Source organism: uncultured Ruminobacter sp., from assembly GCA_902764345.1.
Lineage (GTDB): Bacteria > Pseudomonadota > Gammaproteobacteria > Enterobacterales > Succinivibrionaceae > Ruminobacter.
This window is the reverse complement of sequence record CACWVT010000017.1, coordinates 26,110-33,523: the sequence shown is the minus strand read 5'-3', so window position 1 is coordinate 33,523 and position 7,414 is coordinate 26,110. Positions and strand designations below refer to the sequence as shown.

Here is a 7,414-nt window from a genome sequence, read left to right as displayed (position 1 = left end):
AAAAATCAATACATGTTTTTAAAAAACACCCAAACCGCCTAGGATATGGGTTATGTTGTTATTTTCACTTTAAAACAAGTGGGAATCTCGAGTAATATAAAAATAAAAAAGTACATAACCGTATGCCTGCGCCTGCGACCAGGCAGGCTGAACATACGGCAGCTACTGTCTGGCCTTATTGAGATTGATTACTTCGGAGTTCCCGAAAAAAGTCATGTTTTTCTGAACATGACCGGTCATCATATTGCATTAATAAAATAACGGAATAACCGGCTGTTCCGGTCTGAATACTGATGTACACGAGGATATAGAGATTTCTTATTAACGGATTTCATTATTTCCGTATCTTCGGCACTCAGAAAGCTACCGATGTTATCCGTTGTTTATTTCGCGGCGTCTTCTCAGTAAGGTTCTGATGGGCAACAGTACACAGTTAGGCTAAAAATTGAGAAGTAAATAATGAAAATCTTACATAAATTCCTGCTGATTCTTATCTGTATCGGAATACTGTCGGGACTCGGTTTCGTATTGGGGCGTTCGTGGTTGGACTATGAAATGGAGACAATTGACGCACTGCGGACGGAGTCTGACACAGAACTTGTCGTTGAATCAGGATCCACTGCGGCCGGTCTCATAAACAGACTGTATATGCCGAAAATAAACAGGTATCTCATTAAATACTGGGTAAAGAAGCACAGTCGGCTGGCTGCCGTAAAGAAGGGGTATTATCTTATTCCGAAGGGGACCGGACCGGAAGATGCGCTGAGCATGATTGTTGACGGAAGGGAAATGACTTTCAGTATTACCCTCGTTGAGGGAAACACCGTAGGTACGGCTCTTGCTTCCATCAAAAACAATAAAAATCTGAAGCATGTTCTTAAGGATGATTTCTCTGAAAGTGATTTAAAGGAACTGCTTAAAGTTTCTTACAGAAGCGCTGAAGGACTGCTGATGCCTGAAACATATTCATTCGTTAAGGGTGAGACTGACGAAAAACTCATTAAAAGAGCCTATGGTGACATGATTGATTTTCTGCACAGGGAGTATGCGGGAAGAAAGAAGGATTTACCGTACAGGAATGAGTATGAAGCATTGATCATGGCATCAATCGTTGAGAAGGAAACATCCGTACCAGAGGAAAGGGCACGCATAGCTTCGGTGTTCGTCAACAGACTTAAAAAGGGTATGAGACTGCAGACTGATCCTACCGTAATATATGGTGTCAGGGATCGTTATAAAGGACGGATTCTGCTTAGTTATCTCAAGGACGACAATGATTACAACACGTATCTGATATCAGGTCTTCCACCTACACCTATAGCAATGCCCGGCAAGGCTTCCATAATGGCAGCCCTTCATCCGGAGGATACTGAATATCTGTTCTTTGTCGCCAAAGGGCCGGATCCAAAACAGGGACATATATTCAGCGTGAATGAAAAAATGCACAACCAGGCTGTGCAGATATACCGTCAGTCCGTAAAGGAATATAAAGAACAGCATGCTGCGGGGACTGATGCGGATAAGTAATTACGGCTTGTGTGTAATTGTTGTTTGTAGTTTTTATATAATGGAGTGTTCACTGTGGGAGCATTTATTGTTTTGGAAGGCGGGGAAGGCGCCGGAAAATCAACGGCTGTGGCAGTAATCAGGGATTATCTGATTTCAAAGGGTGTGGCGCCTGAAGATATTCTTGAAACCCGTGAACCAGGCGGAACAGAAATTGCCGAAAAAATAAGAACCATTCTTAAAGAAAAGAATCCGCGTGAACAGCTCACTTCGGAGGCGGAACTGTTGCTTATGTATGCTGCAAGAGCACAGCTCGTACACCGGGTTATAATACCGGCTGTCGCTCAGGGTAAATTTGTCATCGGTGACAGACATGATTTGTCAACTGTTGCTTATCAGGGAGCAGGACGGGGATTGCCGATGGATAAGATTGATGCCGTGAGGGATATCGCCATAGGCAATTTAAAACCGGATCTGACAATCGTCATGGATATTGAGCCTGAAGCCGGCATGCGAAGGGCCAGAAATCGCGGTGATCTTGACCGCTTTGAAGTTGAAAACATTGAGTTTTTCAGGCGCATCCGAAACTGTTTCCTGAATGAGGCGGCAAGGCATCCTGACAGGATAAAGGTTGTTGATGCAGGGCAGGATCTTGAGCATGTTAAACAGTCAATAACAGATATTCTGGAGAGCTCCGGCATATGTACAGCTGGTTAATGAAACCTTTGAATGAATATAACAGGATGCGGGAGATGAACCGTCTGCCGCATGCCATTTTACTGTGTGCTCCCGAGGGCATCGGTTCTGCGGCTCTGGCAGCCGAATTTGCCAGAAGTTTTCTTTGTCTGAGAGGAGCCGGTGAGGACTGTAACTGTCACAGCTGTTCAATGATCAGAAATTCAGGTCATCCGGATCTGACTGTTATTGACAGAGGTAAAGCCCAGAGTATCGGTGTTGATGCGATGAGAACCGGAATTAATACTCTTGTCGGAACTCCCACAAACGGACACGGCAGGGTGATGCTGATAAATCAGGCAAATCTGATGACCGTACAGGCCTCAAATGCCCTTCTGAAGACTCTTGAGGAACCGGCTCCAAATACTCTGATAATTCTGACTACTGACAATATCAGATCCATTCTGCCGACAATCATCAGTCGTTCGATGCGTATTCAGGTAACTCTTCCCGCTATTTCTGAGTTTAGTGATTTTCTGAGGAGCCGTACTTCTTCTGACAGGGATTTTATCCCGGAACTCTATGTGAGCGGCATGTCTCCGCTTAAGGTGCTTGACTGGGTAGAGAACGGATATGATGAACATCTCCGTTCCTGTCTTGAACTTTTTGTTTCCGTAATGCGCGGTCAGGGGGAGATAAGAAAGCTGGCAACGGAACTGGAATCTCTATACAAAGAAGATCCCGTCATGCTTTACGGACTCATGTATTCTCTGATAAGTGACGTTATGGCGTATCAGAACGGTATTTCACCGGAAAACCTTAAGGTGCTTAAGGATCGTGAGGCTCTCGACAGCCTTGCGGCCATTCATCCTGATTCCCTGAGCGAGGCGGCCAGAAAGGTAATCATGCTTAAGGGAGCCGGGGTAGGTCCGACGGGAATAAAGAACAGTCTGATAACGGGACTTCAGTTACTGAACTGGCTTGAGCTTTTAAGAGGATATTAGCCTTTTCTGCCGTCAGAACGGGAATTTTCTGAATTTTCAGATTTACGGAACATAAAAAAAGGAAAAGCTTTTGAGTTGGCTTTTCCTTTTTACATATTTTTTTAAATTTCGGTTAAAGACGCTTATTTGTCAGCTTTTTTAAACTTAGGAGGCAGTGATTCCTCGGCTGAATAGGTGTCCTTTACGTCATCAAAGAATATATAGCTGTTCTTTGCAAATTCTTCCGGATTGGTAGATTTGTCCAGAACACCCAGTTCGGCAAGCTGGCCGGAACTGAGGACTATGGCATCATACCCTCCCTTTACTGAAGGTTTGTAGTTGTAGCTCTTAAGAATATCGGAATTCAGTTTTTGGTTGCCGGCAACGTACTTGTATTCGAGCTGTAATTTTGCAGCTTCTTCAGGATGCTCAGCCACCCATGCTGAAGCCTTCAGTATCGCTCTGGTAAATGCTGCTGCAATTTCAGGATGCTTTTCGGCAAGCAACTTTGAAACAAAGGCCGCACAGCAGTATTCACGGGCAAATTCCGGACTTTTAGCCGTGTCGACAATAGTTGTTGCATTGTATGATTCAATCATCTGTGCGGCAACGGGATCTCCCAGGGAAACGGCATCAACAACGCCGTTCTGCAGGGCTTGTCCCAGCTCGTTTCTGGAGAAAACAACAAATTCAACCTCACCGTCACGGGGATCCGTTTTTATTCCGTTCATAAACAGGGCTCTTTTGGCAATGAGAGCTTCTGCGCCGGCAAGCCCCGGAACACCGATTCGCTTTCCCTTGAGATCCGCTATTTTGCTGATTCCGGAACCAGGCAGGGCAAAAATCTTAATACAGCCGGTATGAATGCCTGCGGTGAACTTAATCGGCAGACCGTTCTGCAGAGGCTGGAGGAACTTACCGATAAGGCCGAATCCCACATCGACCTGATTTGCTCCGATGGCTTCCTGTACGTGAGCTGCATCAACCTGGACGTTTTCGGCTATGATTCCTTCTTCCTCCAGAAAACCGAGTTCTACCGCAAGATGAAGAGGAGCCTGACAGAGTGACGGAGAGTAGGCTATTCTCAGACGGAATTTTCCGTCATCCTGCTCATCGCTGCCGCAGGCACATGCCAGAAAAAGACCACTTAGCAGACAGACTGCCGTTCGGATCCATTTAAAACGGTTAATAAAGTTTATTTTCATGCTAAACATACTCCTATATGCTGTATTCAGGTTCTTTTTTGAAGCCGCCGAATTTAAGCTGCTTCAGTATTTCCCCGTGATATTTAAGAAAATCCGCATCACTGCGGTCACGTGGCCTTGGGAGTTCCACGTCCACGACCGAGGTAATCATTCCAGGTCTTGGGGTCATTACCACGATTTTGTCGGACAGATAGATTGCCTCGTCAACATCGTGGGTAACCATAATCATGGTCATGTTTTTTTCTTCCCTGATTCTTAATATTTCGTCCTGAATATTCATTCTGGTAAAAGCATCCAGTGCCCCGAGCGGTTCGTCAAGAAGCAGCACGGAAGGGTGACCGACCAGAGCCCTGGCAAGTGACGCTCTCTGGCACATGCCGCCTGACAGCTGATGGGGGTAGTACTTTTCAAAACCCCTGAGTCCGACAAGTTCCATATATTCATCGATTCTGCTTTTCTGCTCTTTGAATATTCCTCTTGCCCTTAATCCGAAGGCAATGTTGTCATATATCGTCAGCCAGGGAAAAAGGTTATGTTCCTGGAACATAAAGCCTCTTTCCGGCCCAGGAGATGAAATGGTTACTCCGTCAAGCTTTATGCTTCCGGAGGTGGGAGCAATAAGTCCGGCAATCTGTCTGAGCAGCGTGGATTTACCGCAACCTGACGGCCCGATGAGGGAAATAAATGAATTTGCCGGTATGTCGAGGTTTATGTCCTTGAGAGCCGTTATTGTTTCCTTCTGCTTGTTTATGAATGTTTTTGTAACATTGTCTATTTTTATTGCACCTACCATTTGATGACTCCTGCCTGCCATACCAGAATGCGATCCCTGATTTTAAAGAGAGCGGTGATTACCAGATAACATACCAGCGACATTACTATCAGGCCTGCGTATACGTTCGCATAAGACATCATTTCCTTCTGCCAGTTGATGTACCAGCCTATGCCGTATTTTGCGCCAAGCATTTCAGCTGTCACCAGCGTTATGAATGATGAACATGTTCCGTTGAAGATGCCGATGAACATGAACGGCATGGCAGCCGGAATACCGATTTTAAGTATTGAGCAGGCTTTTGATGCTCCGAGAGTGGCTCCGACTTCAAAGTATGAGTTTTTGATGTTTGCTATACCGTTTGCCGTAAGCACGGTTGTAGGGAACCATACTGCAAGCGCAATAAGGAAACTGCTGGCCATTATGATTGACGGGAATACGACAAGTACGATGGGAATCCATGCAGTTGGCGGTATCGGACCGAGAATTCTTACCAAAGGCTGAACCCAGTATTTGAATCCGCTGCTGAATCCGAGTGCAATACCGGTAAGTATGCCGAAAACGCATCCGAAAAGCCAGCCGAGAAGCTGAATTCTCAGAGTGTACAGAAGGCAGTTTCCCAGAAAAAGCGAGTCGCTGATAAGGACACTGAATATTTTTTCCGGTGACGGAAAGTAGAGAGGGGGCAGCAGAACATATTTTGTCGTGATGACGTTAAAGATGTTCATTGCAAGAATTACGGTACCCCAGAATGCTGATCTGTAGGCGGTTTTTGTACGCACCTGGCCTTTTCCGAATAACAGAAACAGTTCATAAGTTATCGCCATCAGTGCCGTAAATAATAAAAAGTAAGATGTGCCCGGTGCCGAGTATTCGGATGAGTCGGGAACAAGCAGGGCCACGGCGGCCGTAAAAGCTGCAGATATAAGCGGCCATTGGGTTTTAATTATTTTCATGTCTTTTCATCCCCATTTTTCCGGTCAGCTCCTGATTTAGAAAGGTGAACGGAGTTTATGTTGCGTTAAGAGATGTTAAGTTCTTTTTTAAATCTTGAGTATATGGTATTTGCGGTGTAAAGAGCCTGTACCGGGTTATGTCCAAGCACTCTGTCCTTTACTACCAGAACCGTGGTCGGAACTGTTGAATGTTTAATGAACAGGGTATCGTGACCGATACAGAGACCCATTACGATGTTGAAATCGGTATGTTCGCGTTCCAGAATCTTCGCCTGAAGAATAGGATTGCACAGGGACTCATGTCCGCAGCCTCGGTTAAGCTTCAGTTCGTTCGGAACTCCAATTTCCGTCTTGTCCACTGCCCCAGTCTTACAGCCGACAACATAGTTGTCTATTCCTTTGGCCGTAAGAATTCTGGAAAGAATTCTTGATTCATTAAGCAGACCGACGCAGGTGGCGATACCGACTTTCTTATAATTCATTCTGGTAATGAACTCGATTGTTTCTTCGACACGTGTCAGACGACCATAGAATTCACCTTCAATTTCAGCAGATACCCTGGCTATGTTTCCGAGAACCTCATCGTTTTTGTAGATTTCTATTGTTTCGTTGACCAGGTCGTTGTCCGCACAGGCAGTGAGACAGAATTTCGGATATTTTGATTCGTTCTTGAATCTGCATGCGGCAGTAGTGCAGTTTGCACAGGTAAGATTTTTTTCCGTCATGAATTACAGCTCCCAAGTATAGTTATTTAGTATGAATTTGCTTTAATTAAAATCCAATTGCAATCAGATGTCAATAAAAATTCATACTAAACATACATGAAAACTATAAAATAAACTGGATTCTTAATTTGATTGATACTATAATTGCCTAGCAATTTGCTATGTTTTTCTATTATATCAGAGAGGTGTCTATGTTAAAAATAAAAATTGCGGATATTGCAATTGCTGCCATTGAGGGCGTTCTCGTGGCCGGTCTCTTTTCTTTTTGGTCTCCTTGTCCGGTTGGCGAACATATCATGGGTTGTCACTGGGTAAGTAATGTCACGGTTGCCCTGTCATCTGCAGTAATACTTCTTTCACTGTTAAAGCTTTTAAGCGGGGAAGTACTGTTCCGCAGGGGAATAAATTCTGCAGTACTGTTAATATCACTGATTCAGGCCTTTGTTCCGGGATGGCTTATTGCAATATGTGCACATGAACACATGAGATGTCACGTATACAGCCAGCCTGCCGTAGTGACAGTTGCCGGTATAGTGGCTCTTATTACCATCGGTGAGCTTGTTCTTGACAGAAAGCCTGCCGCTGTCTAGGG

Annotated in this window: 8 protein-coding genes; 4 read left to right on the top strand and 4 right to left on the bottom strand. The window is 44.9% G+C overall.

Annotated elements, in window-relative coordinates; translation table 11 throughout:
• Window positions 1–459: 459 nt before the first annotated feature.
• Genes mltG through QZU58_RS04795 form a run of 3 tightly spaced genes read left to right on the top strand, consistent with a single transcriptional unit; the run spans window position 460 to window position 3,185 of the window.
• Window positions 460–1,527, top strand: a complete 1,068-nt coding sequence (gene mltG / locus QZU58_RS04805; protein ID WP_294462370.1) for an endolytic transglycosylase MltG — start codon at window positions 460–462, stop codon at window positions 1,525–1,527.
• Between the two features lie 54 nt (window positions 1,528–1,581).
• Entirely contained in the window at window positions 1,582–2,223 is a 642-nt protein-coding gene (gene tmk / locus QZU58_RS04800; protein ID WP_294495421.1) for a dTMP kinase, read from the top strand.
• The gene (locus QZU58_RS04795; protein ID WP_363174816.1) at window positions 2,208–3,185 is read left to right on the top strand and encodes a hypothetical protein; all 978 of its coding nucleotides are present in this window, start codon (window positions 2,208–2,210) and stop codon (window positions 3,183–3,185) included. Before tmk ends, QZU58_RS04795 begins: the two co-directional genes overlap by 16 nt.
• 122 nt (window positions 3,186–3,307) lie before the next feature.
• On the opposite strand, the gene QZU58_RS04790 is transcribed toward QZU58_RS04795, so the two are convergent.
• From QZU58_RS04790 to QZU58_RS04775, 4 genes are all read right to left on the bottom strand, one after another.
• The gene (locus QZU58_RS04790) at window positions 3,308–4,369 is read right to left on the bottom strand and encodes an ABC transporter substrate-binding protein (RefSeq protein WP_294462374.1); all 1,062 of its coding nucleotides are present in this window, start codon (window positions 4,367–4,369) and stop codon (window positions 3,308–3,310) included.
• A 13-nt stretch (window positions 4,370–4,382) separates the two neighbouring features.
• Complete coding sequence (locus tag QZU58_RS04785) at window positions 4,383–5,162, bottom strand: ABC transporter ATP-binding protein (protein ID WP_294462377.1); 780 nt, start codon at window positions 5,160–5,162, stop codon at window positions 4,383–4,385.
• Window positions 5,156–6,097 (bottom strand): ABC transporter permease subunit, encoded by a 942-nt coding sequence (locus QZU58_RS04780; protein WP_294462379.1) that lies wholly within the window; start codon window positions 6,095–6,097, stop codon window positions 5,156–5,158. The genes QZU58_RS04785 and QZU58_RS04780 overlap by 7 nt, the downstream gene beginning before the upstream one ends.
• A 65-nt stretch (window positions 6,098–6,162) precedes the next feature.
• Window positions 6,163–6,822, bottom strand: coding sequence for a DUF1847 domain-containing protein (locus QZU58_RS04775; protein WP_294462381.1), 660 nt, complete (start codon window positions 6,820–6,822; stop codon window positions 6,163–6,165).
• Between the two features lie 191 nt (window positions 6,823–7,013).
• Between QZU58_RS04775 and QZU58_RS04770 the strand changes: the two genes are divergently transcribed.
• The gene (locus QZU58_RS04770; protein ID WP_294462383.1) at window positions 7,014–7,412 is read left to right on the top strand and encodes a DUF4418 family protein; all 399 of its coding nucleotides are present in this window, start codon (window positions 7,014–7,016) and stop codon (window positions 7,410–7,412) included.
• Window positions 7,413–7,414 lie beyond the last annotated feature (2 nt).

Bases quoted from the DNA above. Each gene is read 5' to 3' on its own strand.
- QZU58_RS04795 (WP_363174816.1), top strand. From the start codon at position 2,208: ATGTACAGCTGGTTAATGAAACCTTTGAATGAATATAACAGGATGCGG.
- QZU58_RS04770 (WP_294462383.1), top strand. From the start codon at position 7,014: ATGTTAAAAATAAAAATTGCGGATATTGCAATTGCTGCCATTGAGGGC.
- QZU58_RS04775 (WP_294462381.1), bottom strand. From the start codon at position 6,822: ATGACGGAAAAAAATCTTACCTGTGCAAACTGCACTACTGCCGCATGC.
- QZU58_RS04780 (WP_294462379.1), bottom strand. From the start codon at position 6,097: ATGAAAATAATTAAAACCCAATGGCCGCTTATATCTGCAGCTTTTACG.
- mltG (WP_294462370.1), top strand. From the start codon at position 460: ATGAAAATCTTACATAAATTCCTGCTGATTCTTATCTGTATCGGAATA.
- QZU58_RS04790 (WP_294462374.1), bottom strand. From the start codon at position 4,369: ATGAAAATAAACTTTATTAACCGTTTTAAATGGATCCGAACGGCAGTC.
- QZU58_RS04785 (WP_294462377.1), bottom strand. From the start codon at position 5,162: ATGGTAGGTGCAATAAAAATAGACAATGTTACAAAAACATTCATAAAC.